The organism is Vibrio sp. 10N.286.51.C3 (assembly GCF_003050065.1).
Lineage (GTDB): Bacteria > Pseudomonadota > Gammaproteobacteria > Enterobacterales > Vibrionaceae > Vibrio > Vibrio crassostreae.
Genome location: NZ_PIGC01000004.1, coordinates 276,307 through 302,499, shown reverse-complemented (window position 1 = coordinate 302,499; position 26,193 = coordinate 276,307). Strand labels below are relative to the sequence as shown.

Annotated in this window: 24 protein-coding genes; 12 read left to right on the top strand and 12 right to left on the bottom strand. The window is 44.8% G+C overall.

The window, feature by feature from the left end; genetic code table 11:
* Positions 1–8 precede the first annotated feature (8 nt).
* Together CWO27_RS06415 and CWO27_RS06410 are read right to left on the bottom strand one after the other, a co-directional pair.
* Positions 9–1,280: an HlyC/CorC family transporter gene (locus tag CWO27_RS06415; protein ID WP_019825852.1), complete on the bottom strand. Its 1,272-nt coding sequence runs from the start codon at positions 1,278–1,280 to the stop codon at positions 9–11.
* Between the two features lie 127 nt (positions 1,281–1,407).
* Positions 1,408–2,202 (bottom strand): cytochrome C assembly family protein, encoded by a 795-nt coding sequence (locus CWO27_RS06410; protein ID WP_107898715.1) that lies wholly within the window; start codon positions 2,200–2,202, stop codon positions 1,408–1,410.
* Positions 2,203–2,402: 200 nt separating this feature from the next.
* On the opposite strand from CWO27_RS06410, the gene ffh reads away from it, so the two are divergent.
* The 5 genes from ffh (at position 2,403) to rplS (ending at position 6,017) form a co-directional block, all read left to right on the top strand.
* On the top strand, positions 2,403–3,797 hold the full coding sequence (gene ffh / locus CWO27_RS06405; RefSeq protein WP_010435884.1) for a signal recognition particle protein: 1,395 nt from the start codon (positions 2,403–2,405) through the stop codon (positions 3,795–3,797).
* A gap of 212 nt (positions 3,798–4,009) precedes the next feature.
* Positions 4,010–4,258, top strand: a complete 249-nt coding sequence (gene rpsP, locus CWO27_RS06400; RefSeq protein WP_004410028.1) for a 30S ribosomal protein S16 — start codon at positions 4,010–4,012, stop codon at positions 4,256–4,258.
* A gap of 24 nt (positions 4,259–4,282) precedes the next feature.
* A complete protein-coding gene (rimM, locus tag CWO27_RS06395) occupies positions 4,283–4,837 on the top strand; it encodes a ribosome maturation factor RimM (protein ID WP_048615624.1) in 555 nt (184 codons plus the stop codon).
* A gap of 26 nt (positions 4,838–4,863) precedes the next feature.
* Positions 4,864–5,604: a tRNA (guanosine(37)-N1)-methyltransferase TrmD gene (gene trmD / locus CWO27_RS06390; RefSeq protein ID WP_107898714.1), complete on the top strand. Its 741-nt coding sequence runs from the start codon at positions 4,864–4,866 to the stop codon at positions 5,602–5,604.
* Between the two features lie 59 nt (positions 5,605–5,663).
* The gene (gene rplS / locus CWO27_RS06385; RefSeq protein ID WP_004735514.1) at positions 5,664–6,017 is read left to right on the top strand and encodes a 50S ribosomal protein L19; all 354 of its coding nucleotides are present in this window, start codon (positions 5,664–5,666) and stop codon (positions 6,015–6,017) included.
* Positions 6,018–6,308: 291 nt separating this feature from the next.
* Here rplS and yacG read toward each other — a convergent pair whose 3' ends face one another.
* The 8 genes from yacG to nadC form a co-directional block, all read right to left on the bottom strand.
* Positions 6,309–6,506, bottom strand: a complete 198-nt coding sequence (gene yacG / locus CWO27_RS06380; protein WP_017101236.1) for a DNA gyrase inhibitor YacG — start codon at positions 6,504–6,506, stop codon at positions 6,309–6,311.
* A gap of 81 nt (positions 6,507–6,587) precedes the next feature.
* Positions 6,588–7,328, bottom strand: coding sequence for a cell division protein ZapD (gene zapD, locus CWO27_RS06375; protein WP_017063237.1), 741 nt, complete (start codon positions 7,326–7,328; stop codon positions 6,588–6,590).
* 26 nt (positions 7,329–7,354) lie between these two features.
* On the bottom strand, positions 7,355–7,969 hold the full coding sequence (gene coaE / locus CWO27_RS06370) for a dephospho-CoA kinase (protein ID WP_019823817.1): 615 nt from the start codon (positions 7,967–7,969) through the stop codon (positions 7,355–7,357).
* A gap of 2 nt (positions 7,970–7,971) precedes the next feature.
* Entirely contained in the window at positions 7,972–8,841 is an 870-nt protein-coding gene (locus tag CWO27_RS06365; RefSeq protein ID WP_048659372.1) for a prepilin peptidase, read from the bottom strand.
* A gap of 66 nt (positions 8,842–8,907) precedes the next feature.
* Positions 8,908–10,137 carry a type II secretion system F family protein gene (locus CWO27_RS06360; protein ID WP_102433041.1) on the bottom strand — a complete coding sequence of 410 codons (1,230 nt, stop codon included), beginning with the start codon at positions 10,135–10,137 and terminating at the stop codon, positions 8,908–8,910.
* Positions 10,138–10,152: 15 nt separating this feature from the next.
* A complete protein-coding gene (gene pilB, locus CWO27_RS06355; RefSeq protein WP_102433042.1) occupies positions 10,153–11,838 on the bottom strand; it encodes a type IV-A pilus assembly ATPase PilB in 1,686 nt (561 codons plus the stop codon).
* A gap of 4 nt (positions 11,839–11,842) precedes the next feature.
* Complete coding sequence (locus CWO27_RS06350; protein WP_102433043.1) at positions 11,843–12,289, bottom strand: pilin; 447 nt, start codon at positions 12,287–12,289, stop codon at positions 11,843–11,845.
* A gap of 253 nt (positions 12,290–12,542) precedes the next feature.
* Positions 12,543–13,433, bottom strand: a complete 891-nt coding sequence (nadC, locus tag CWO27_RS06345) for a carboxylating nicotinate-nucleotide diphosphorylase (RefSeq protein WP_004738163.1) — start codon at positions 13,431–13,433, stop codon at positions 12,543–12,545.
* Positions 13,434–13,516: 83 nt separating this feature from the next.
* Between nadC and ampD the strand changes: the two genes are divergently transcribed.
* From ampD to lpdA, 5 genes are all read left to right on the top strand, one after another.
* Entirely contained in the window at positions 13,517–14,116 is a 600-nt protein-coding gene (ampD, locus tag CWO27_RS06340) for a 1,6-anhydro-N-acetylmuramyl-L-alanine amidase AmpD (protein ID WP_048664507.1), read from the top strand.
* Between the two features lie 483 nt (positions 14,117–14,599).
* Positions 14,600–15,361, top strand: coding sequence for a pyruvate dehydrogenase complex transcriptional repressor PdhR (gene pdhR / locus CWO27_RS06330; protein WP_009847596.1), 762 nt, complete (start codon positions 14,600–14,602; stop codon positions 15,359–15,361).
* Between the two features lie 62 nt (positions 15,362–15,423).
* Positions 15,424–18,087, top strand: a complete 2,664-nt coding sequence (gene aceE, locus CWO27_RS06325; RefSeq protein WP_017063244.1) for a pyruvate dehydrogenase (acetyl-transferring), homodimeric type — start codon at positions 15,424–15,426, stop codon at positions 18,085–18,087.
* Positions 18,088–18,113: 26 nt separating this feature from the next.
* Positions 18,114–20,003, top strand: a complete 1,890-nt coding sequence (gene aceF, locus CWO27_RS06320) for a pyruvate dehydrogenase complex dihydrolipoyllysine-residue acetyltransferase (RefSeq protein WP_107898713.1) — start codon at positions 18,114–18,116, stop codon at positions 20,001–20,003.
* A 242-nt stretch (positions 20,004–20,245) separates the two neighbouring features.
* The gene (lpdA, locus tag CWO27_RS06315; protein ID WP_048659365.1) at positions 20,246–21,676 is read left to right on the top strand and encodes a dihydrolipoyl dehydrogenase; all 1,431 of its coding nucleotides are present in this window, start codon (positions 20,246–20,248) and stop codon (positions 21,674–21,676) included.
* Positions 21,677–21,944: 268 nt separating this feature from the next.
* Here the strand turns inward: lpdA and CWO27_RS06305 are convergent, their stop codons facing one another.
* Complete coding sequence (locus tag CWO27_RS06305; RefSeq protein WP_019824386.1) at positions 21,945–22,550, bottom strand: LuxR/HapR/OpaR family quorum-sensing transcriptional regulator; 606 nt, start codon at positions 22,548–22,550, stop codon at positions 21,945–21,947.
* Between the two features lie 337 nt (positions 22,551–22,887).
* On the opposite strand from CWO27_RS06305, the gene hpt reads away from it, so the two are divergent.
* Entirely contained in the window at positions 22,888–23,418 is a 531-nt protein-coding gene (gene hpt, locus CWO27_RS06300; RefSeq protein WP_017633235.1) for a hypoxanthine phosphoribosyltransferase, read from the top strand.
* Positions 23,419–23,493: 75 nt separating this feature from the next.
* Here hpt and can read toward each other — a convergent pair whose 3' ends face one another.
* Positions 23,494–24,162, bottom strand: coding sequence for a carbonate dehydratase (gene can, locus CWO27_RS06295; RefSeq protein ID WP_048658190.1), 669 nt, complete (start codon positions 24,160–24,162; stop codon positions 23,494–23,496).
* A 286-nt stretch (positions 24,163–24,448) separates the two neighbouring features.
* Here can and CWO27_RS06290 point away from each other — a divergent pair, with 286 nt between their 5' ends.
* A complete protein-coding gene (locus CWO27_RS06290; RefSeq protein WP_170960822.1) occupies positions 24,449–26,080 on the top strand; it encodes a SulP family inorganic anion transporter in 1,632 nt (543 codons plus the stop codon).
* Positions 26,081–26,193: the final 113 nt, after the last annotated feature.

The window sequence follows — 26,193 nt, the reverse complement described above, 5'->3', positions numbered from 1 at the left end:
CTTATCAATTATCCGTTCACGATCTGTGGGAACACACGCACCAGCTTGATGCGGTTCTCTTCGAGTTCAACGATTTCCATTGGGTGGCTGGCAACCTGAACACTCAGGTGACTCTCTGGAATATCTTCAAGGTGTTCCAGTATCAAACCATTCAGCGTTCTAGGGCCATCGGTAGGCAGTGCCCACTGTAAGCCTTTGTTGATGTCTCGGATATTGGCACTGCCTTCAATTAAGAAGCTACCATCACTTTGTGGTGTGATCTCTTCAGATAAACTTGGCGCAATTGAAGTGGTAAACTCACCAACGATCTCTTCCAGAATATCTTCCAAGGTAACCAAGCCGTTGATATCGCCATATTCATCAACAATCAAACCGATACGCTGCTTATTGCGTTGAAACTTAAGTAGTTGAATGTTGAGTGGTGTCGCTTCAGGAATAAAGTAGATCTCATCCGCTGCACGCAATAGGGTCTCTTTATTGAATTCGTTCTTTTCAAGCATCAGACGGTAAGCTTCACGCAGCCTAAGCATGCCAACCACTTCATCTATTTGGTCACGGTACAGCACCACGCGGCCATGAGGCGAGTGAGTCAGTTGGCGAACGATAGATTTCCAGTCGTCATTGATGTCAATACCAGTAATTTCATTACGTGGCACCATGATGTCGTTCACGGTGACGTGCTCTAAATCTAGAATAGACACCAACATATCTTGGTGACGCTGAGGGATTAGGCTACCTGCTTCATTTACCACGGTTCTAAGCTCTTCTGAGCTTAAGTGGTCGGTCGCATCGTGACTGGCTTTGACACCTAAGATACGAATGAAGCCGTTAGTAATGAAGTTGACCAAGATCACCAATGGTGACAGCACCTTCATCAGTATCATCAAAAGGATACTACTCGCGTAAGAGACACGTTCAGGAAATAGAGAAGCGATGGTTTTTGGTGTTACCTCGGCGAACACGAGGATCACGAGAGTCAGGGTACCAGTAGCGATAGCTACACCGATATCCCCGTAGATGCGCATACCAAGAATAGTAGCGATCGCAGATGCAAGAATGTTGACGAGATTGTTGCCGATAAGAATGAGGCCAATCAATCTGTCTGGGCGGTTCAGAAGTTTTTCTACACGTTTGGCACCTTTATGACCCGTATTGGCCAAGTGCTTTAAACGGTAGCGGTTCAGGGACATCATGCCCGTTTCGGAACCAGAGAAATAACCAGAAATTACAATGAGACACGCGAGTAGCGCAAATAAGATACCCGTTGATATGTCGTCCAAAACTATTCTTTTCCTATTTGTGTATCTTGATTAATTTATGACCGAACATGGTCGAGATGTCAATTGAATGTATTGCACTCAATATTTTAAAGGCAAGGTATGTGAGACCTTGCCTTTATTTTACAGACTAGTTCAGGATGATTTCCTGAACGAAGCGACTACCGAAGTAGGCTAATGTGAGCATGCTGGCACCCGCGAGTGCGAACCACGTGACTTTTTGTCCACGCCAACCTTTCTGATAGTGACCCCATAGAAGGATGGAGTAGATAACCCAAGCGATAAAAGACAGCACAGCCTTGTGCGCTTTTCCTTGAGCAAACATATCTTGTACGAAGATGAGGCCGGTTAACAAAGTACCCGTTAATAAGCCATTACCAATCAGAATGATCTTGAAAAGCTGTCTCTCCACCATCATTAAAGGAGGTAGGTTAGGGTTAATCACCAACGCTTTTTTCTTTTTAAGTTTGTGATCTAGCCACGCGAGTTGCAGGGCGTATAGCGCGCCGATAGTCAGTGTCGCGTATGAGAATAGAGCCAAAGAGATATGAACGAGCAGTTTAGGGTCATTCTCTAGATGCTTTATGAAGGTGCTTGGAAGAAAAGTAGCAGCCATCAAGTTCAGTGCAGCGAAGCTATAAACGACGGGCAAGATAAACCACAAACGAGTTTTGAGCATAGCGCCGCTCATAACCACAGATATGATTAAACTGATTAATGAAGCAACGTTCAAGATACTGAGGTTTTGACCACTGGCATTAAAAATTAAATCGCCAAGCAACCAAGCATGGAAAGCTAGAGCAAGTAATGCGCTGGTAAACACCGTTTTTACACGGATTCCTGTTTGGTGCACGAGACCTGGAATGATCGTGGAAATCGCCATTGTATAAAGAAAGGCTGCTGCGATCGCAATAAGACTGTCCATGGTATCCATTTAAATGATTACTAATTGGCGAATTATACCTCGCATCGCTCTTTGGGGCTATGGCGAACCTCATTCAATTCCAAGTGAATAATGTCTCACATCACAAGCACGGATGATTAACGCTCTACAACGGGTATGACTCTAATCCGCGCTAATGTATACTCACAGTAATAGTCGCAGTTTTGAGCGAAGAGAAAACTATGTTTGATAATTTAACGGATCGTCTATCCAAAACGCTGAAGAACATCAGCGGTAAAGGTCGTCTGACCGAAGACAATATTAAAGAGACGCTGCGTGAAGTGCGTATGGCGCTACTTGAAGCCGACGTTGCACTGCCCGTTGTCCGCGATTTTGTTAAGCGCGTAAAAGAAGGCGCTGTGGGTGTTGAGGTTTCTAAATCTCTAACGCCTGGTCAAGAATTCATTAAGATCGTTCAAGCTGAACTTGAAGCGGTGATGGGTGAGTCTAACGAGGCTCTTAACCTAGCAGCGCAGCCGCCAGCCGTTATCTTAATGGCGGGTCTACAAGGTGCGGGTAAAACCACATCGGTAGGTAAGCTATCTAAGCTTCTAACTGAGCGTGACAAGAAGAAAGTCTTGGTTGTATCTGCCGACGTTTACCGTCCAGCGGCGATCAAACAGCTTGAAACATTAGCAAGCGATGTTGGCGTAGACTTCTTCCCATCTTCAGCTGATCAAAAGCCTCTTGATATTGCAAACGCTGCAATCGACCACGCGAAGAAGAAATTCTACGACGTGCTACTTGTCGATACTGCTGGTCGTTTGGCTATCGATGAAGAGATGATGGGCGAGATCAAAGAGCTTCATACTGCAATTAAACCCGTAGAGACACTGTTCGTTGTTGATGCAATGACAGGTCAAGATGCTGCGAATACTGCAAAAGCCTTTGGCGATGCGCTACCACTAACCGGTGTTATCTTGACGAAAGTTGATGGTGATGCGCGTGGTGGTGCTGCTCTGTCTGTTCGTCATATCACAGGCAAACCGATTAAGTTCTTAGGTGTTGGTGAAAAGACTGACGCACTAGAACCGTTCCACCCAGATCGTGTTGCTTCTCGTATCCTAGGTATGGGCGACGTACTGTCTCTTATTGAAGACCTACAGAAAAACGTTGATACCGAGAAAGCAGAGAAACTGGCTAAGAAGTTCAAAGAGAAGAAAGGCTTTGACCTTGAAGACTTCCGTGAACAACTTGGTCAGATGCAAAACATGGGCGGCATGATGGGCATGATGGATAAGCTTCCAGGCATGTCTCAGCTACCAGATAACGTTAAAGATAAAGTTGATGACAAGATGTTCAAGCAAATGGAAGCGATCATCAACTCTATGACCATGAAAGAGCGTCAACGCCCTGACCTAATCAAAGGCTCACGTAAAAAGCGTATTGCCGCTGGTTCAGGTACACAGGTACAAGATGTAAACCGTATGCTTAAGCAGTTCACCCAAATGCAGAAGATGATGAAGAAAATGCAGAAAGGTGGCATGAAAGGCATGATGCGCAACATGCAAGGCATGATGGGCGGCGGTGGAGGTATGGGCGGAATGGGTGGTGGCTTTAACCCGTTTGGTCGATAATCTACAAATGTAAGCTTTAGCTACGTTACTTTTCATAGTGTTAGCCGTGTCACAGAAAGTGTACGGCAGCTATGTTGGTGAAAAAATAGCTAAAGCCCTTGCATTGCCCCGGAATAAGAGTAAAATTCCGGGGCTTTAATTTGGCACGAGACCCCAAGCTATTTACTTATACTTGGGGTTAATTATTTTATTAAGAAAGCAAAGAGGACGACATGGTAACCATTCGTTTGGCACGTCACGGTGCAAAGAAGCGCCCATTTTATCAAATCGTAGTTGCGGATAGCCGTAACGCTGCAACTGGCCGTTTCATCGAGAAAGTAGGTTTCTTTAACCCTACTGCTCAAGGTCAAGAAGAAGGTCTACGTCTAGACCTAGATCGTGTTAACCACTGGGTTGGTCAAGGCGCATCTCTATCTGATCGTGTAGCTAAGCTAGTTAAAGACGCTCAAAAAGCGGCTTAATTCTTTTTTAAAGAGAAATAGCTTATGTCGATGAAGGGTAAAGAAACTATGAGCGAGCAAAACAATAGAATTGTCATGGGTAAACTTGGGTCTACCTATGGTATTCGTGGCTGGCTTAAAGTGTTCTCCTACACAGACAATGCTGAAAGCATATTTGATTACAGCCCTTGGTATTTAAACCAAAAGGGTAAGTGGGTTGAGTACAAAGTTGAGAGCTGGAAACGTCATGGCCAAGGTTATGTATGTAAGCTAGCGGGATTAGATGTTCGTGAAGACGCGCAACTGATGACTAACTTTGAAATTGCTATTGACCCTGCTTCGTTACCTGAATTGTCAGAAGATGAATTCTACTGGCGCGAATTGTTCGGTATGCAAGTTTTTACTACTAAAGGTTACGACCTTGGTAAGGTCACTGACCTATTAGAGACTGGCTCGAACGATGTTCTAGTAATCAAAGCAAATCTTAAAGATGCTTTTGGCCAAAAGGAACGGTTAGTACCGTACCTTGAAGAGCAAGTGATCAAGAAAGTTGATCGCGAAGCTCGCCGGATCGAAGTTGACTGGGATCCTGGATTCTAACTCCAAATTACAGAGCGAGAGAACACATGTGGGTTGGCATTATTAGCCTTTTTCCTGAAATGTTCCGTTCTGTTACTGATTTTGGAGTAACAGGTCAAGCGGTTAAAAAAGGTCTTTTATCTATTGAGACATGGAATCCTCGTGATTTCACTCATGATAAACATCGCACTGTTGATGACAGACCTTACGGTGGTGGTCCTGGCATGTTAATGATGGTTCAGCCTTTGCGCGACGCTATCAAAACGGCCAAGCAAGCAGCACCGGGAAAGACGAAAGTTATCTATCTTTCACCTCAAGGTCGTAAACTCGACCAGAAAGGTGTTGAAGAGCTGGCAACAAACGAGAATTTACTTCTTATTTGTGGTCGCTACGAAGGGGTAGATGAGCGCATCATTCAATCTGAAGTTGACGAAGAATGGTCGATTGGAGATTTTGTGATGACGGGTGGCGAACTGCCAGCCATGACGCTGATTGATTCAGTATCTCGGTTTGTTCCGGGTGTACTTGGAGATTTCGCTTCAGCAGAAGAAGATTCTTTTGCAAATGGTTTGCTAGATTGTCCTCATTATACGCGCTCTGAGGTGCTAGACGATAAAGATGTGCCATCGGTACTCAAGTCTGGAAACCATAAGGACATTCGTCGCTGGCGATTAAAACAATCGTTGGGCCGAACTTGGCTAAGAAGACCAGAACTCCTGGAAAACCTAGCTCTGACTGACGAACAGGAACAATTACTGGCTGAATTCATTAAAGAGCAACGCTCTTAACGAAAAGCAAGCAGTAACCTATTAAATTTAGTATCAGTTTATTCTAGGAATTTATACAAATGAGCAACATCATCAAGGCTCTTGAAGAAGAGCAACTAAAATCAGACCTTCCTAAATTCGCACCAGGTGACACTGTTGTAGTTCAGGTTAAGGTAAAAGAAGGTGACCGTGAGCGTCTACAGGCTTTCGAAGGCGTTGTAATCGCTATTCGTAACCGTGGTCTACACTCTGCATTCACAGTTCGTAAGATCTCGAACGGTGAAGGCGTAGAGCGTGCGTTCCAAACTCACTCTCCAATGGTTGATAGCATCGAAGTTAAACGCCGTGGTGCAGTACGTCGTGCCAAGTTGTACTACCTACGTGAGCGTTCTGGTAAGTCAGCTCGTATTAAAGAGAAGCTTACTAAGAAGTAATTCTTTTTGCATTCTATCGATAAAAGCGGAGCCATTTGGCTCCGCTTTTTTGTGCCTGCTATTTAGAGTTTTGAAAGTAATATATCCCCAACTCGCTCTTGAGGATAAAGGATTAAAACGAAACTCACATTTAACCGTCATTCCCTAGACTGACGAAGGAAGGAGTAGGGAATCTCTACTAGCGCCATGCTATAGGCAATAAAAAAGGATTGACGTTAAACGCCAACCCTTCAATCATTTTTCCGAATCTCGAATCTCGAATCTCGAATCTCGAATCTCGAATCTCGAATTTTAGTACGGATCTTCCGACCAACCATCGCTATCCGACATATCAGGCGCGCCAGCGATGCTGTTCTCTTCATCTGCCCATTCACCGAAATCAATCATCTGACATTGCTTGCTGCAAAACGGGCGGTGCGGGCTTTGTTCACCCCATTCAACGTCAGTATTACATTGAGGGCATTTAACGATGGTGATTTTGTTCGACATAGTGATTCTTAATTAGAGGGTATTGTAAGAAAGAGTTTAGGCTCGAGTGAGGACTCAAGCCAAACTATAAAAGGAAATTAATTAGGTGCAGATCGCCAATTCAAATTCGATGTCTTGAGTACAGGCTTGCCCAGTTTCAAAGCTCATGAACTTAACAGCAAAACGGTTTTTGTGACCCGAGATCATCGGGTAGGCACCGTATTGCATTGGAATAGAAAGGCGAAGGATATTCGCTTCATCGGCATCGCTCTGGAAGAAGCCAGCACGAGCGATTTGCTCTTTAAAGTGGCCAGTCTCTCTGGTGAGCTTCAACCACAGTGTTAGCGCTTCATACAGAGGTTGTAAGCTATCCATCCAAGCTTTAGCATCTCTCATTCTCTTATCGAGAGGAAGGTGCAGCCAATAATGCAGTGCCGGTAAATCAAAGCAGCATGAGCCACCTGGAAGATTAAAGCGTTGGCGAATCGCACTCAGGAAGCGGTCTTCTTTAAGTGACTGGCCAAAACGCTCTGCCTGCATCAGATCACGATAGATATTACCAATGTCATTAAGCAGTGATGTCAGCATCTCTTGATCGACACCTTCAACATCCAACCAACTTTTGTAGGTTACACGTTGTTTCTCAATATCTTTTGCGAGTTCGCTCTTGAGTTGGATCTGTTCGAAGATTTCAATCAGATCAAAGATGGAACGGAAAAAGAGTTGATACTGTTGAGCATCGGAAAATGTAGAAGACAAGTGTAGCTGCCTCAAGAGTGATTCAACTCTTAAGTAGATGCGTGTTTTCTCATTTAGCGGATGTTCAAATTTATGGGTGATCATCGAGCAAACCTTCATTCAACATTGTTCTATTCTGACCCATCTACAGCACTGATTGCCAGATACTTTTGATGTAAATCTGTGATTTGAGGCAAAAGTTCTTGGTTTTTAGTATGGTTTTTAATCACGTCATCTGCAACTGCTAAGCGTTGTTCTCTTGAAGCCTGTGATTTTAAAATTGATGCAACTTGTTCCCTAGAAACATTATCACGACTCATCGTTCGTTCTATTTGCACTTCTGCTGGCACATCAACGATTAATACGCGATCGGTCATGCCTTGCATTTGGTTTTCAACCAATAGCGGTGCGACTAATAAACCATACGGGGATGTGATTTTAGACAGGTCACTGTCAATTTTCTCACGGATCATGGGATGAAGAAGATCATTGAGCCATTGCTTCTCTTTTGGATTCGAGAAGATCAGCTCACGCAACCTACTTCGGTTGAGTGTTCCATCTTCAAGCAAGATAGACTCACCAAAGTGTTCTGTAATCTGTTTTAAACCATCACTGCCCAGTGCGACCACTTCACGTGCCACGATATCAGCATCAACAATATCAATATTAAAATGCTCATTGAACAGGTTAGCGACGGTGGTTTTGCCACTGGCGATACCACCGCTTAATCCGATAATGATTGCCATGGTTAAATTCCTAGTACAGAAGTGAAATACCAACCCATGATGTCGTTACCCCACATCAAGCTTACCCAACCCGCAATCGCAAGGTAGGGGCCAAATGGAAAGGCTTTATCTATGCCTTGCTGTTTCAAGCGAAGTTGAATCAAACCAAACACAAGTCCAACAAGCGAAGATAAAAGGATGATCATCGGTAGGTGCTGCCAACCAAGCCATGCGCCAAGCGCAGCCAGGAGTTTGAAGTCACCGTAACCCATACCTTCTTTGCCTGTCAGTAGTTTGAACAACCAATAAACAGACCACAGCGCTAGGTAGCCAGCCATTGCCCCTACAACTGAGTCTTGAAGTGATACAGGGCTGATATTAAACAGTGCTAAAGTGATACCAGACCAAACCAAAGGCAAGGTGATTTGATCAGGCAACAACATAGTATCGAGATCGATAAAGGTCGCGGTAATCAGTGCGAAGGTGAAAAAAATCAAAGTAATGGCGTAGTAACTGAAACCAAAGTGGCTAGCAACCATTGTGCAAAGTATTGCGGTAAGCAGTTCGACCAAAGGGTAGCGAGCACTGATTGGATTCGCACAGCTGTGGCACTTCCCCTTTAAGAACAACCAGCTTAAGACTGGAATATTGTCGACGATTCTTAATTGGGTTTTGCATTTCGGGCAGGTTGAACGAGGAATGCTGAGATTAAACTTTCCTTCTGGTGCTGGAATTTTATATTGAGAGAAATATTCCGAGCACTCTTGTTGCCACTCTCGTTCCATCATTATCGGTAAACGGTGTATGACTACGTTGAGGAAGCTGCCGATAAGAAGGCTAAAAATGAAAGCTAATACGGGGAATAGCCAAGGATAGTAGTGAAATACTTCCATAGTGTCCTTTACCACTTAATCAAGGTGAGCAGAGATTACTGCTCATGGGTGTTTAGTTGCTTTTAACTATCCTAACACACTCATAAGATTAAAGATCGGTAAGTACATCGCAACCACAAGTCCACCAACAACGGTGCCTAAAAACACGATGATCAGTGGCTCTAGAATCTTGCCTAAATTGTCGACGGTGTTGTCTACTTCAAACTCGTAAATCGAGGCTACTTTATTGAGCATATCATCAAGGTTGCCAGACTCTTCGCCAATCATCACCATCTGTAACACCATTTCGGGGAAGGCATTGGTATTGCGCATTGCGATATACATCGGCATGCCTGCAGCCGTTTCTCGGTGAACTTCAATGATGGCCGACTCATAATGCAGGTTGCCTGCGGTTTTGGCTGTGGTTTTTAGGCTCATTAAAATCGGAATGCCAGAACTAAAGCTTGTTGATAAGGTTCGGCTAAATTTCGCAATAGAGGCTTTGGCTAATACGCCACCAAGAACAGGGAAACGTAATCCTAGCCGACTGACAGACAGTCTGATCGAGTGGGAACGTTGACACAGTTGGTAAATAATCAGGACAACAAGCCCGATGCCTACAGCCGTATAAAAACTGTAAGCCTGCATCCAATGGGAAAGGTAGAGTACTTTTTGAGTAAACCAAGGCAGGTCGGCACCAAAGCCTGAAAACATCGATTCAAACTCCGGAATCACCATGGTCAGCATTAGATAAGAAACAGTCAGTGCAACGGTGACCACCATGGCAGGGTAAATCAGTGCTTTGACGACTTTGGATTTTAATTGCTCACTCTTTTCTCTATAGGTCGCTAAGCGCTCGAACACTTGTGCGAGATTGCCAGAAAGTTCGCCTGTCGCGACCAAGTCAGTATAGAGGTCATCAAAGTGACGGCTTGCGGTTCGCATCGCTTTTGAGATTGGCGTTCCGGCTTCTACGCCTTTGCAGATGTGCGATAAAATCGATTTCATTTCAGCTTTACGGTGGTTGTCTGATACCAACTTGATGGCTTGCACGATAGGCACCCCCGTAGCCAGCATGGTCGCTAGCTGCCTAGTCAAAATAGTGATGTCTTTGGCTTTGACTCTATGGGTTAAACGAGTGACGGCTGAAATACTTTTCTTTTTGATTTTCTTAATCTGAATGTGCTGCTCTTTGAGCTTTTCTCGTACTTCCAATTCGGTGAGCGCTAAGGTCTGCCCAGACACTTTCTTGCCGGAACTATTAATACCTTTCCAGTGATAGCTTTTTAGTTGTGATTGTTTGGACTTGCTACTCATTGGTGATCCATTAGTTTATAGGTACAGAACACGTTGCAGTTCTTGATAGCTGGTGGTGCCTTCAAGCAATTTATCTAGCCCCGACTCTTGCAGAGTTCTCATGCCTTCTCGGCGAGCCAAGTTTTCAATGGCTAACGCGTTAGGCTTGTCTATCAGGCTATTTTTCAGCTGATCGCTAAAAGGCATGACTTCATAGATACCCACTCGCCCCGAATAACCTTGATTACACTCATTACACCCTTGGGGATTAGCTTTGTAGATGGTTTGGTTGTTAGGAATCGAGTGACGCAGAAATATGTCCGGTGAGTTGTCATCTTCTTTGCAATGGTTGCACAATCGTCTTGCCAGTCGTTGGGCGATAATCAAACTCAGTGATGAAGCGAGGTTAAAGGGTTCTATCCCCATATGAGCGAGTCGAGTGACGGTTTCTGCGGCGGAATTCGTGTGCAGCGTTGAAAGGACCAAGTGACCGGTTTGCGATGCTTTGATCGCGATCTCTGCCGTTTCCAAGTCGCGGATCTCTCCCACCATCACCACATCAGGATCTTGTCGTAAAAATGATCGCAGCGCCTCAGCAAACCCAAAGCCGATCTTAGGTGTCACTTGTACCTGATTGATACCACATAGGTTAATTTCAACAGGGTCTTCAGCTGTTGAAATATTGCGTTCTGTGGTGTTCAGTACTCGAAGCCCAGTATAAAGCGACACGGTTTTTCCGCTGCCAGTTGGCCCTGTCATTAAGATCATCCCTTGTGGGCGTTTCAGGGCATTGAGATAGAGTGCTTTTTGATCGTCGCTGTAACCGAGCTTATCGATATCGAGATTAGCTGCGCTGCTATCGAGTAGCCTCAGTACAATTTTCTCACCCCATAAGGTCGGCAATGTTGAGACGCGCATATCTATCGCGAGTTCATCATTCAAACGGAGCTTAATTCGTCCATCTTGTGGCAAGCGACGTTCAGCAATATCAAGCTTGGCGAGAATCTTTAAACGGGCTGATAAACGGCGACTTAAGTGGGAGGCTGGCTGTTGAATCTCGACAAGGATGCCATCACAACGCAGGCGTACTCGGTAGTGCTCTTCATAAGGTTCGAAGTGGATATCTGATGCACCTTTGCGTACCGCATCAACCAGTATCTGATTGATAAACCGGCTAACGGGGGAGTCGTCCTGGCTGAGGTCTTCAATCGACGCTATCTCGTCGTCAGAGACTTCAACAAGATTGGCGAGTTCATCTTGAGTGATCTCTTTGCGTTTCGAACCTTGCCCGGAAATAGAGCGGCCATACAACTTTCGTATTGCGCCTTCTAATTCAGAGTAGTTAGCGACAACTAATTCAATCTGTAATCCCGTCGCGAATCGGAAATCATCTTCGGCTTGTAAATCGGTCGGGTCGGCTGAGGCGAGTGTTAGAGTAGAATTAGAGACTGAAATCGGTATCGCACGATACTTGGTGATCAGTTCACGAAGCCCTAATTGGTCACATAAGATTTCATAATCAACATTGGCGAGTTGCACCAGTGGCAGACCGAAGATGGCCTGAATGTTATGTGCGAGACTCTCGCTAGTGAAAAAATCCAGAACGAGTAAAGCTTCAGATGTCGAAATACCCGAAGCATGTATATGTTCCGCAACGGCTTGTTCTTGAGTCAGGCTAAGTAAGCCAGCCTGACGGAGAACGGTTGGGAGGTTGGTTAGCATTTATTTAAGGTCTACAGCTTTTTGGCAACAAATCGCTTGATACTGCTTGAGCTCCGGAAGCTACACATGACCATGAACCATCGCTATCTCTGTCTAGTTGAAACTCACTAGCGATTAAAAGAGAGCTAACGTCCGAAGATGAAAAGGTAAAATCAATACTGCCGGCAGATGATTGCGCTGGCGCAAAGGCAATTGTTCCTTGTGGAATATTAGCTGGGACACCTAAAGCTGCAGATTGAGCAGCTGTAGGGAAAGCTCCATACTCGACAGCATAAGCTTCAACATTTGTTTTTACACCTGTCATGGTTGCGAGAGCTGCTGCAACTTCAGCTTTTGCTACGTACTTTTGATATTGAGGAATTGCAATCGCAGACAATACGCCGATTACAGCCACAACAATCATCAATTCAATTAAGGTAAAACCTTTCTGGTTCGTTCTTTTGTTCTTCATTGTCTAATTCCATTCTTTAGTTTGTTTCAGCGCAAGCACTGGTTGATTGAGAGAATAGAAGTCGAGATAGGGAAGTGGAATGGTGTTCAGGTGTGGTCGCGAGTGGTTTTGTATTTATTAGTGTGGTGTTTCATATAGCGCGCAAATTTATGCGATCAACTTAAATAACGGTTTGAAATACTGATAATTAAGGCAATAAAAAAGGCACTGCTATCAACAGTGCCCTTACAGAAATTATCTATTATTCAGTCAATTACGCTTTGAATCTCATTGATAGATCCATTGCTTTTAGGTGCTTAGTCAGTGCACCTACCGAGATGTAATCAACGCCTGTTTCAGCGAACTCAGCAATGGTATCTAGAGTTACGTTACCAGAGTTTTCTAGCGCAGCACGTCCAGCGTTGATTTTCACAGCTTCACGCATCATGTCAGTGGTGAAGTTGTCTAGCATGATGATGTCTGCGCCCGCATTGATAGCTTGCTCTAGCTCTTCTAGGCTCTCAGTTTCCACTTCAACAGGCTTACCCGGGTTAAGCTCTTTTGCTGTTGAGATAGCTTTTTCAATACCGCCACACGCGATGATGTGGTTTTCTTTGATTAAGTAGGCATCGAAAACACCGATACGGTGGTTGAAACCGCCACCACAAGCCACAGCGTATTTTAGTGCACTACGTAGGCCTGGGATGGTTTTACGAGTATCTAGCAGACGGCACTCTGTGTGTTTGATTTTGTCAGCATAGATAGCGGTTGCTGTCGCACAACCAGATAGCGTTTGAATGAAGTTCATTGCGTTACGCTCACCAGTCAATAGTGCGCGTGCTGGGCCAGTTAGGGTGCAAAGCGTTTGGTTTGGTTCTACCTTATCGCCATCTTCTACGTTCCACTCGATAGTCACTTCACCGCCTAGCTGCTTAAACACCTCATCAGCCCATGCTTTACCACAGAATACACCGTGTTCACGAGTGATGATGGTTGCGCTGTTGATAGCGTCAGCTGGGATTAGACTTGCTGTGATGTCAGCCGCTGGATCTAACGTGCCACCTAGATCTTCTTTGATGGTCTCAGCGACTGCACGAGTGATCTCTAGAGGCAGTTGCTCTTTTAAGTAGTCAAGGCGTTGGTGGCTGTTATGTGTGTTTTTCATCGCAAATCTAATCTTGAAAGGGAGTGGGAATGGAATGATACTCTTGCTTAACTTCAAATTAAAGAGGCTAGCGCGACTGCTCTATGGGCAAGGTCACATCTTATTGTGCTAGCAGAAAAGAAAGTGAGACCAAGATGACGATCAGCTCCAACGGATGGTACGACAACGCTCGGCATGTTCCTTCCCCGTATTTTGATGCTAGACCTAGTGTTGAGGATATCTCTCTGCTGGTGGTCCACAACATTAGTTTGCCTCCGGGGCAATTTGGTGGGCCTTACATCGAACAGTTTTTTACAGGCAAGCTAGACCCGTCGGAACACCCATTTTTTAAGGTGATTCACCAAATGGGCGTATCGGCGCACTGCTTGATTCGTCGTGATGGCGAAGTGGTGCAGTTCGTTTCGTTCTTAGACCGAGCTTGGCATGCCGGCCATTCGAGCTTTGCAGGGCGTGACAGATGTAATGATTATTCGATTGGTATTGAACTCGAGGGCAGTGACTTTGTGGCGTATAGCGAGCAGCAGTATCAAGCGCTTGCCCAATTAACAGAAACGATTGTATCCACTTTTCCTCAAATCACCACCGAACGCATCACTGGCCATCAATATATAGCGCCTCTGCGTAAAACTGACCCTGGCTTGGTGTTCGATTGGAAGAAGTTTAAAGGAAAGCTAAAAGCTTAAGTCTTAGTTTTTGGTTATGACCTTACCGCTTTTGGGCGTTGAATAGTCAACGCCTAGCATAATGACTTGTGAATTTTTGTTGTTGCGATGTAAAGAAAGTGGTGGAGAGAAGAGCATCAATAAATAGAGAGTGTGACGAGCTTATCAAACACTCATTTATTAAAACTTATTAACAGAAATTCGACCCTAAATGTGCGCTTGGTTCGATTTTTAAACAAGTGGCACTAATCTTTCTGAAACAATTCATTTTTATCCTGAAACTTTCTAGCACGAAACCTCCCCAAAAGTATTACCCCTGTAAATGGTAAGACCAATTTGGTTGCTGTTTTAAATTTCATTTGTTAAATCATGGTTAATTCACACTGCGTTCTATGATGCAGGTCAATTTTACACTGGACAGTGGCGTTTTAATTATGTTAATTTCTGCCCAACTTAAAATTGGTATTACCAATTGTCAGCGAAGAAAAAGAAGAACAACAAACTATGGCTTATCAAAGGATTCGTCAGCCAAAACTCTCCGATGTTATCGAGCAAGAGTTAGAAAGGTTGATAGTGGAAGGAACACTGGCTCCAGGGCAGCAGCTGCCGCCTGAGCGTGAACTGGCGAAACAGTTCGATGTGTCTCGTCCTTCAATCCGAGAAGCGATACAACGTTTAGAAGCAAAACGCCTGCTTACTCGCCGTCAAGGTGGAGGTACGTTTGTTAGTGAAAATATCTGGAAAAGCTTTTCAGATCCTTTGCTTAATTTGTTGTCCTCCCATTCTGAAACCCAACTAGACTTGTTGGAATCGCGTCATGCGATGGAAGGGATTTCGGCTTACTTCGCGGCATTGCGTGGCACTGATGAAGACTTTGCTCGAATTCAAGCATGCCAAGAGAAAATTCGTGGTGCGCAAGATAAGGGTGATATTGAAGCCGAATCTGCAGCGGTGATGGCTTTTCTTATTGCTTTAACAGAGGCAGCGCACAATGTGGTGTTACTGCACATTGTTCGTAGCTTGGCTCCGTTACTCGAACAAAACGTCTTAGAAAATTTAAAGCTGTTGCATCGTCGTAAAGACGTTGTGGAGAAAGTGAGTATACATCGAGCTAACATTGTAGATGCGATCGTTTCAGGACAGCCAGAACAGGCACGTGAAATGTCACACTCTCATTTAGCTTACATCGAAGAAACATTGATGGATTTGACCAAAGAAGAATCGCGTCGCGAACGTTCTTTACGTCGAATTCAACAGGGTAAATAGCCGTAATACTTCGGCTTTTTACGTGTTTAGTAGAATCCAACTAACAAAAAGGATAGATCGCCATGTCTGACATGAAGCATGACGTTGATGCTCTGGAAACTCAAGATTGGTTAGAAGCTCTTGAGTCAGTAGTACGTGAAGAAGGTGTAGAACGTGCACAGTTTTTACTAGAACAAGTTCTAGATAAAGCGCGTTTAGATGGTGTTGATATGGCTACAGGCATCAACACAAACTACATCAACACAATTCCAGCAGCACAAGAGCCAGCTTACCCTGGTGACGTAACTCTTGAGCGTCGTATTCGTTCGATTATTCGCTGGAACGCAATCATGATTGTATTGCGTGCTTCTAAGAAAGACCTAGACCTTGGTGGTCACATGGCTTCTTACCAGTCAGCAGCAGCGTTCTACGAAGTATGTTTCAACCACTTCTTCCGTGCTCCAAACGAGACGGACGGTGGCGATCTAGTTTATTACCAAGGTCACATCTCTCCAGGTATCTACTCTCGTGCATTCGTTGAAGGTCGTCTAACTGAAGAGCAGCTAGATAACTTCCGTCAAGAAGTTGATGGTAAAGGTATTCCTTCTTACCCGCACCCTAAACTGATGCCTGAGTTCTGGCAGTTCCCTACAGTATCTATGGGTCTAGGTCCGATCTCTGCGATCTACCAAGCGCGCTTCCTTAAGTACCTTGACGGCCGTGGTCTTAAAGATACTTCTGCTCAACGTGTATACGCTTTCCTAGGTGACGGTGAGATGGATGAGCCAGAATCACGTGGTGCTATCTCTTTCGCTGCGCGTGAGAAGCTAGACAACCTATGTTTCCTAATCAACTGTAACCTACAGCGTCTAGACGGCCCTGTAATGGGTAACGGTAGCATCATCCAAGAACTTGAAGGCCTATTCAAAGGTGCAGGTTGGAACGTTGTTAAAGTTATCTGGGGTAGCAACTGGGATTCTCTACTAGCTAAAGACACTACTGGTAAGCTTCTTCAACTAATGAACGAAACTATCGATGGTGACTACCAGACATTCAAATCTAAAGATGGCGCATACGTACGTGAGCACTTCTTTGGTAAGTACCCAGAAACAGCTGCACTAGTTGCAGACATGACTGACGACCAAATCTTCGAACTGAAGCGTGGTGGTCACGACTCTTCTAAACTGTTCGCTGCATTCAACAATGCAAAAGAGACAGGTGGCAAGCCAACAGTAATCCTAGCTAAGACAGTTAAAGGTTACGGCATGGGTGAAGCTGCAGAAGGTAAGAACATCGCTCACGGTGTTAAGAAGATGGATATGACTCACGTACAATACCTACGTGACCGTCTAGGCCTACAAGACATCCTTTCTGATGAGAAAGTGTCTGAGCTTCCTTACCTGACTCTTGAAGAAGGTTCTGCTGAGTACGAATACTTACATGCTCGTCGTAAAGCCCTACAAGGTTACACGCCAGCACGTCTGCCTAAATTTACTCAAGAATTCAAAGTTCCTGAGCTAGACGCATTCGCACCTCTACTAGGTGAACAGAAGCGTGATATCTCTACAACTATGGCTTATGTACGTACGCTAAACATCCTTCTTAAAGATAAGAACATTGGTAAGAACATCGTTCCTATCATCTGTGATGAAGCTCGTACATTCGGTATGGAAGGTCTATTCCGTCAGGTTGGTATCTACAACCCACACGGTCAAGAATACACACCTGAAGATAAAGGCATCGTTTCTTACTACAAAGAAGCAACGTCTGGTCAAGTACTTCAAGAAGGTATCAACGAACTAGGTTCTATGGCTTCATGGGTTGCTGCTGCAACTTCATACAGCACAAACGATCTACCGATGATCCCGTTCTACATCTACTACTCAATGTTCGGTTTCCAACGTATTGGTGACATGGCATGGCTAGCAGGCGACCAACAAGCTCGTGGCTTCCTACTAGGTGCTACTGCAGGTCGTACAACACTGAACGGTGAAGGTCTACAGCACGAAGATGGTCACTCGCACATCCAAGCGAACACTATCCCGAACTGTATCTCTTACGACCCAACGTTTGCTTACGAGCTAGCGGTAATCATGCAAGACGGTATCCGTCGCATGTACGGTCCTGAGCAAGAGAACGTTTACTACTACCTAACAGTAATGAACGAGAACTACGCAATGCCAGCAATGCCAGAAGGCGCTGAAGAAGGCATCCGTAAGGGTATCTACAAGCTTGAATCTCACGCTGGTGCTAAGGGCAAAGTTCAACTAATGAGCTCTGGTACTATCATGAACGAAGCGCGTAAAGCCGCTGAAATTCTAAGCGAAGAGTACGGCGTAGCATCTGACGTATTCTCTGTAACGTCGTTCAACGAACTAACTCGTGACGGCCAAGCGGTAGAGCGTGACAACATGCTTCACCCAGAAGCTGAAGAGAAAGTACCGTACATCACGACTGTTCTTGGTAAAGAACCTGCAATCGCAGTGACTGACTACATGAAGAACTACGCTGAGCAAGTACGTGCGTACATGCCAACTGAGTCTTACAAAGTACTTGGTACAGATGGTTTCGGCCGCTCTGACAGCCGTGCAAACCTACGTCGTCACTTCGAAGTTAACGCTGGCTACATCGTAGTTGCAGCTCTAACTGAACTGGCTAAACGTGGTGACATCGAGAAATCAGTAGTTGTTGAAGCAATTGCTAAGTTCGATATCGACACTGAAAAAACTAACCCGCAATACGCATAAGACTGGCATTAAGGTAGGTAAATACAATGACAATCGAAATTAATGTACCAGACATCGGTGCTGACGAGGTTGAAGTAACTGAGATTCTTGTAAACGTTGGTGACAAGGTTGAAGAAGAGCAGTCACTGATCACTGTTGAAGGCGACAAAGCTTCAATGGAAGTTCCAGCGTCTCAAGCGGGTATCGTTAAAGAAATCAAAGTAGCTGAAGGCGATTCAGTTTCTACTGGTTCTCTTATCATGATCTTCGAAGCGGAAGGTGCTGCTGCAGCACCGGCTGCGCCAGCAGTTGAAGCGGCACCAGTTGCTGCAGCTCCTGCAGCGGCGGCTGAGCTTAAAGAAGTTCACGTACCAGACATCGGCGGTGATGAAGTTGAAGTAACTGAAATCATGGTTGCTATCGGTGACGCAGTAGAAGAAGAGCAATCTCTTCTTACTGTTGAAGGCGATAAGGCTTCTATGGAAGTTCCTGCACCATTCGCTGGTATCGTTAAAGAAATCAAGATCGCTTCTGGTGATTCAGTTTCTACTGGTTCTCTAGTAATGGTATTCGAAGTGGCTGGTTCAGCACCTGCAGCAGCTCCGGCTCCTGCGGCGGCAGCACCAGTTGCAGCGGCTCCAGCAGCATCTGCTGAGAAAGAAGTAAACGTTCCTGATATCGGTGGTGACGAAGTAGAAGTTACTGAAATCATGGTAGCGGTTGGCGACACAGTAGAAGAAGAGCAATCTCTAATTACTGTTGAAGGCGACAAAGCTTCAATGGAAGTTCCTGCACCATTCGCTGGTACAGTAAAAGAAATCAAGATTGCAGCTGGCGACAAAGTGTCAACTGGCTCTCTAATCATGACTTTCGTAGTTGAAGGCGCAGCTCCTGCTCCTGTTGCAGCACCTGCACAAGCAGCAGCTCCAGCGGCGGCACCTGCTCCTAAAGCAGAAGCACCTGCAGCGGCTCCAGCAGCAGCTGGCGACTTCCAAGAGAACGGTGACTACGCGCACGCTTCTCCAGTAGTTCGTCGTCTAGCTCGTGAATTTGGCGTTAACCTTTCTAAGGTTAAAGGTACTGGTCGTAAGAGCCGTATCCTTAAAGAAGACGTTCAGTCTTACGTTAAAGATGCACTTAAGCGTCTTGAGTCTGGTGCAGCTGCATCTGGCAAAGGCGGCGACGGTTCTGCTCTTGGTCTACTACCATGGCCAAAAGTTGACTTCAGCAAGTTCGGCGAAACTGAAGTTCAGAAGCTTTCTAAGATTAAGAAGATCTCTGGCGCTAACCTGCACCGTAACTGGGTAATGATCCCTCACGTTACACAGTGGGACAACGCAGACATCACTGAGCTAGAAGCATTCCGTAAAGAACAGAACGCAATCGAAGCGAAGAAAGACACTGGCATGAAGATCACTCCACTTGTGTTCATCATGAAAGCTGTCGCTAAAGCGCTAGAAGCATTCCCAGCGTTTAACTCTTCTCTTTCTGAAGATGGCGAAAGCATCATTCTTAAGAAGTACGTAAACGTGGGTATCGCTGTTGATACACCAAACGGTCTAGTTGTTCCTGTCTTCAAAGACGTGAACAAGAAAGGCATTTACGAGCTATCAGAAGAGCTAATGGCTGTTTCTAAGAAAGCACGTTCTGGTAAGCTAACAGCGGCAGACATGCAAGGCGGTTGTTTCACAATCTCTAGCCTTGGTGGTATTGGCGGTACTGCATTTACTCCAATCGTAAATGCTCCAGAAGTAGGTATCCTAGGTGTATCTAAGTCTGAAATTAAGCCAGTTTGGAATGGTAAAGAGTTCCAACCACGTCTACAGCTTCCACTGTCTCTATCATACGACCACCGTGTGATCGATGGTGCTGAAGGTGCACGCTTCATTACTTTCCTAAACAGCGCACTATCTGACATTCGTCGTCTAGTACTGTAATTGAGAAAGTAATTATTAAGGTGACTTTCGGGTCACCTTAATTCTTTATATAAAGACTATTTTTAGAGAACAGTTTCCTGCATTTCTCATAATCTGATAGGGAATTGTTGTCTAGCTCACAGGCTAACTTAAAGCTACTTTCACACTGTTAACATCTCTGTAAAATGTTTCCTGTTTGAAAGCCCAATAATTTTAAGAACATCTACTCAGCCTGTTAGGGATAATGACTACAAGAGGTCACAATGAGCAAAGAAATTAAAGCCCAAGTTGTTGTACTTGGTTCAGGTCCTGCTGGTTACTCAGCGGCATTCCGTTGTGCGGATTTAGGTCTAGAAACAGTACTAGTTGAACGTTACAGCACTCTTGGTGGTGTATGTCTAAACGTTGGTTGTATTCCATCAAAAGCACTTCTTCACGTTTCTAAAGTAATCGAAGAAGCTAAAGCGATGGCAGAGCACGGCGTTGTATTCGGCGAGCCACAAACGGACATCAACAAGATCCGTATTTGGAAAGAAAAAGTAGTTGATCAACTAACTGGCGGTCTTGGCGGTATGGCTAAGATGCGTAACGTTACTGTTGTTAACGGTTTCGGTAAGTTCACTGGTCCTAACAGCATTCTTGTTGAAGGCGAAGGCGAAGCAACAACTGTTAACTTCGACAACGCAATCATTGCTGCGGGTTCTCGCCCAATCAAACTTCCTTTCATCCCACATGAAGACCCACGTATTTGGGATTCTACGGATGCACTAGAACTAAACGAAGTACCTGAAAAACTGCTTATCATGGGCGGAGGTATCATCGGTCTTGAGATGGGTACGGTTTACCACTCTCTAGGTTCTAAAGTTGAAGTTGTAGAGATGTTCGATCAAGTTATCCCTGCTGCGGATAAAGACATCGTTAAAGTTTTCACTAAGCGCATTAAGAATAAGTTCAAGCTAATGCTTGAAACTAAAGTGACTGCTGTTGAAGCGAAAGAAGACGGTATCTACGTTTCAATGGAAGGCAAAAAAGCACCAGCTGAAGCTGAGCGCTACGATGCTGTTCTTGTTGCTATCGGTCGTGTTCCAAACGGTGCACTTATCGACGCTGAAAAAGCTGGTATCGAAGTTGATGAGCGTGGTTTCATCAATGTTGATAAGCAAATGCGTACAAACGTTCCTCACATCCACGCGATCGGTGACGTTGTTGGTCAACCAATGCTTGCTCACAAAGGTGTGCATGAAGGTCACGTAGCTGCTGAAGTTATCTCTGGTAAGAAGCACTACTTCGACCCTAAAGTAATCCCATCAATTGCGTACACTGAGCCAGAAGTTGCTTGGGTAGGTAAGACTGAGAAAGAAGCGAAAGCGGAAGGCATCAACTACGAAGTTGCTACTTTCCCTTGGGCTGCTTCTGGTCGTGCAATCGCTTCTGACTGTGCAGACGGTATGACTAAGATGATCTTTGATAAAGAGACTCATCGTGTAATCGGTGGTGCTGTTGTTGGTACTAACGGTGGTGAACTTCTTGGCGAAATCGGCCTAGCAATCGAAATGGGTTGTGATGCAGAAGATATCGCTCTTACTATCCACGCTCACCCAACTCTACACGAGTCTGTTGGTCTAGCTGCGGAAGTATTCGAAGGTTCAATCACTGACCTTCCAAACAAGAAAGCAGTGAAAAAGAAGAAGTAATTCTTCTTTAGTCACTCGCTAATGTTTTTAAAAGCCGCTGATTCGTCAGCGGTTTTTTTATGTCTGAAGTAAGGCGCAGGAACGTTTCACTCCGAGATGCGAGTACGCTGCGCTTCGGGATGCGAAGAGCCATTCCATTCTACAAAAAAGGGTTGACCGCTTAGGCCAACCCTTAAATTATTTACTCGAATCTCGAATCTCGAATCTCGAATCTCGAATCTCGAATCTCGAATCTCGAATCTCGAATCTCGAATCTCGAATCTCGAATCTATTTATAAATGCACAGCATGTTTAAGTAGCTATCTGTTAAGCTTGAAAGCTCTTCAGGTGTTTCTACACGTTTCGCTTGGATGAATAGCGAGTAGCAGATGCCGTGGAATAGGTTCGCTAGATGCTTAGGATCGTGATCGTCACAAACTTCGCCGCGCTCAATCGCTTTACTAAACATGTTTTGTACCAACATTTGGTTAGTGCGGTTTGTTGTTACGAACAGTGGCCATACTTCATCACGCGTCGATGCGCTCCATTCGAACCATACGTTCAACCAGTGGCTGTCTTGAGCTACTAGTGTCACCATTTCAGTCGCAATATTATGTAGGTTTTGTTTTGCGTGAATATCTAGATCGATATTGTCTGAAAGGAAGTTTGAGAATTGACGGACAACATGATTAAGCACTTCATCAACCAGATCTTCACGAGTAGGGAAGTAGTTAAATACTGTTGCTACTGATACCTGAGCGATATCTGCAATGTCAGCGTGACCACCACGGCCAATGCCGCGACGAGAGAACACTTCAAGCGCGATTTCCATCAGCTGAAGTTTTCTTTTTAAAGGTGAAAGCCTAGTTCTAGGTCTCTTAGAGATTGAGTCCATTTTATTTTCCTTGCCAACGATTTTTTTATATTAATGATTTTATTATTATTTAAGCCAAGATGAGTGTAATGGTGCATATGCGAATGGTCAATCCTTTCAGCTTATTTAATAGACAGTTACATCAAACTTGATACATAAAGCGTGATCCACATTGATGTGAAAGGAGGCGACTATCAGACAAAGCACAAGTGCACATTTCATTGATAATCTGACAGTAAATTGGAACCATAAGGTGGTGTGGGTATTTGAGCAGTGCTAGACTTACGCACAAAATTGAGCGACACAACTGACGAAACTGTCAACATTCGTCGCAATCACCAAATAGAATGAGAGCAGTATGAAGCATACAGTTGAAGTCATGATCTCTGAGCAAGAAGTTCAGGATCGAGTGAACGAACTAGGCAAACAGATCACGGAGCACTACAAAGGTAGTGAAGATCTAGTTTTAGTTGGCTTATTGCGTGGATCTTTTGTCTTTATGGCAGATCTTGCTCGTGCTATCGATTTAACTCACCAAGTTGATTTCATGACCGCGTCTAGCTACGGCAACGGCATGGAAAGCTCACGTGATGTTCGTATTTTGAAAGACCTTGATGATGATATTCAAGGTAAAGACGTTCTACTTGTAGAAGATATTATCGATACGGGTAACACGCTGACTAAGGTGAAAGAGATTCTAAGCCTACGTGGCCCTAAGTCTATCGAAATTTGTACGCTACTAGACAAACCTTCTCGCCGTGAAGTGACTGTAGATACAAAGTGGATTGGTTTTGAAATCCCAGATGAGTTCGTTGTTGGTGTTGGTATCGACTACGCACAAAAATATCGTCACCTACCGTACATCGGTAAGGTAGTACCTCAAGAGTAATCATTGCGCTTGTGGTTTAGAAGTCATTAAAAAGCCCGCTTGATGCGGGCTTTTTGTATTTATTACAGAAGGGGGTTAGCTTTGTTGACTAAGAAGAGGCGTCGTTAAGATCTTGTTTAATGCATCTAAGTGACTGTTCTCTAGGGTATCGTTACTTGAGCAACGTACGCCAAGGTCTTGCAGCTTGCCATCGCCAATACCATAAACCACACCGTGGATTTCAACTTCTTGGCCACGCTCCCACGCATTCTGCATAATGGTTGAGTTGCCTAGGTTATAAACCTGTTCTGCGACGTTAATTTCGCACAACTTGTCACCCCATTGCTCACGAGGTAGCCCTTCGATTTGCTTACGGTATTTTAGGTAGTTATCACGGATATGAAGTAACCAGTTGTTGATAAGGCCAAGTTTAGGGTTATCAATCGCCGCATTAACACCGCCACAACCGTAGTGACCACAGACAATGATGTGTTTAACTTTGAGTACATCGACGGCGTACTGCACAACTGAGAGGCAGTTTAAGTCGGTATGAACCACTTGGTTCGCCACATTTCGGTGAACAAACAGTTCGCCAGAATATAAACCAGTGAGACGCTCGGCCGGAACACGGCTATCTGAGCAGCCAATCCATAGAAAACCAGGGCTTTGACCCTCTTCAAGCGTTGTAAAATACTCAGGTCGTTGAGAGCGAATTTCTTCTGACCATTTAGAGTTGTTTTCAAAAAGCTGTTTAATCTCTGGCATTTTGCGTCTTACATCCCTTAATTAAGAATCTCAACTATACACAATGTTACAAATTCAATCTCGTAAAAACTGTGTCAAATAGTACTCATCTGACGTGTACTCGTCGTTAAAATCATTAACTTAGCGTAGAAGCTATGATCCGGTTATAAGACATGAATAATGTGATTGAATTAACACTTTCTGAACACTTGATACATTTGTTAAAGTGATAAGGTTTGTCATTTCATCATCAGGAAGGTGTGTTTTGTTTGGAAGTCGTTTTACGGATATCAATCTCAAAGGGGATATGTTTGGTGGTGTCACTACAGCCATCATCTCATTGCCTTTAGCATTGGCATTTGGTGTTGCTTCTGGTGCGGGCGCGGAAGCTGGCCTTTGGGGAGCCATCATGGTTGGCCTATTTGCAGCTTTGTTCGGCGGTTCAAGCAGCCTGATATCTGAGCCAACCGGCCCGATGACAGTGATCATGACGGCGGTAATGACCAGCATGGTGGCTAAATATCCTGAAACCGGAATGGCAATGACCTTCACCGTGGTAATGATGGCAGGTGCATTTCAGATACTACTCGGTACGTTAAAGCTCGGAAAATACGTTACTTTGATGCCATATAGCGTGATCTCCGGATTTATGTCGGGTATCGGCGTTATTCTAATTATTCTGCAGTTGTCCCCTTTATTAGGACACGCCGCCCCTTCTGGTGGGGTGATGGGCACGCTTTCCGCACTTCCAGATACACTGGCTAATCTTAAAATCAGTGAGCTGTTTTTAGGCGCTTTGACACTCGGCATTCTTTTCGGTTTTCCCGCTAAGTATCGTAAGTATGTGCCTGCTCAACTGGTCGCTTTGGTTGCTGTGACGCTCTTGTCTGTCATTATTTTTGATACCGATTCTATTCGCCGCATTGGTGAAATCCCAGCCGGTTTGCCTTCTCTCGTTATCCCTACAATCAGCGCTGAACAGTTCACTACCATGGTTATTGATGCCTTGGTACTAGGTACGCTTGGCTGCATTGATACGCTTCTTACCGCGGTTATCGGAGACTCACTGACTCGTAAAGAGCATGACTCAGACAAAGAACTTCGCGGCCAAGGCATTGCGAATATGATCTCTGGTCTGTTTGGTGCGCTGCCTGGTGCGGGGGCAACCATGGGGACAGTGACTAATATTCAGGTAGGAGCGCGTTCTCCGCTTTCAGGTGTTATTCGAGCTTTAGTACTTGCGCTAGTGGTATTGGTTGCGGGTGGCTTAACAGAACCGATTCCTATGGCAGTGCTGGCTGGTATCGCGATGTATGTTGGTTTCAATATCCTGGATTGGAGTTTTATCCAACGCGCACACAAGGTTAGCTATGCCGGCATGGGCGTGATGTACGGCGTGATGCTCCTGACTGTGTTTGTCGACTTGATTATTGCTGTCGGATTGGGCGTGTTTATCTCGAATATTCTGATTATTGAAAGATTGAGCCGAGAACAAGCCAGACAAGTTAAGGCGATCAGTGATGGTGATGATGAAGACGATATCCCATTGACCGATAGCGAACGTCAGTTACTCGATAGTGCCAATGGTAAGGTTCTTTTCTTCTATCTTTCAGGGCCGATGATATTCAGCGTTTCAAAGGCGATTTCACGCCAGCACTCAAGTATCTCTGACTATGAAGCGATGATTCTAGACCTGACAGATGTCCCTATGATTGATGTCACTGTTGGCCTTGCGTTAGAGAATGCGATTAAAGATGCGTTGGATGCGCAGTGTGAGGTGTACCTGCTGTGTCCTAATGAGAATACTCGTCAGCAACTAGAGAAGTTCCACGTGATTGACCTAGTACCTGAATCCAACACTTATCGATTCAGATATGAAGCGCTGACGGCAGCAACAAGCTATGTCGACAGAGATGAGCATCAATTTGAGTCAGTTTAATTTTCAGTAATAAGCGAACATGAATGAGCTGATATGAATAAGCTATAGACGCTCACTTCAAGGCTGATCATTAATGCCGTTAAGTGAATCACTTAGCGGCATTTTTATATTTA